This is a genomic window from Vibrio sp. 1727 (assembly GCF_033344415.1).
GTDB classification, from domain to species: domain Bacteria; phylum Pseudomonadota; class Gammaproteobacteria; order Enterobacterales; family Vibrionaceae; genus Vibrio; species Vibrio alginolyticus.
Genome location: NZ_JAWPOT010000650.1, coordinates 1 through 522, shown reverse-complemented (window position 1 = coordinate 522; position 522 = coordinate 1). Strand labels below are relative to the sequence as shown.

The window sequence follows — 522 nt, the reverse complement described above, 5'->3', positions numbered from 1 at the left end:
AAAGCCGCCAATCACCACTCCGGGCATTAGCCACTTCACAACAAACATATCTACGTTGCCAAGCTTAAGATGGTTGAGAGCAGAAGAACCTGATGTGACGATGATACTTGCCAGAGATGTCGCAAGCGCCATGTGCATGCTCATTTCTGGAGAAATGCCCGCCCAAGGCAGCAAAAATAACAACGCAGGTACGACGATTAATCCGCCCCCAATGCCGAGTAGCCCCGCCATCACACCAACAAAAGCGCCCAGCGCCAGCAATAACAAAAATAAAGAGACGGTCACGATTACCTACTTTTTCCCTGCACGAACGAAGCCTGCAAAACCTTGTTGGATAAAGAAATCATGCATCATTTGATGAATCTCCTCTCCGTACGATTTTGTCATCGCCTGTTCCGCTAGTTTTTCTAGTTCCTGTTGTTGGCTATGACGAATCAAATACTTCACCTTAGCCACGTTAGATGTGTTCATACTTAAGCTGGTGTATCCCAACCCAAGTAATAAGAGCGCACCAAATGGATC

At 46.7% G+C, this 522-nt stretch carries 1 protein-coding gene and 1 pseudogene; both read right to left on the bottom strand.

Annotated features, from left to right (window positions below; all coding sequences use genetic code 11):
• Positions 1–285: TSUP family transporter (locus R8O10_RS27410; RefSeq protein ID WP_318192260.1), on the bottom strand; the 285-nt coding region annotated here is incomplete at its 3' end.
• A 6-nt stretch (positions 286–291) separates the two neighbouring features.
• Positions 292–522, bottom strand: a pseudogene (locus R8O10_RS27405) (phosphoenolpyruvate-protein phosphotransferase PtsP); the annotation flags it as partial.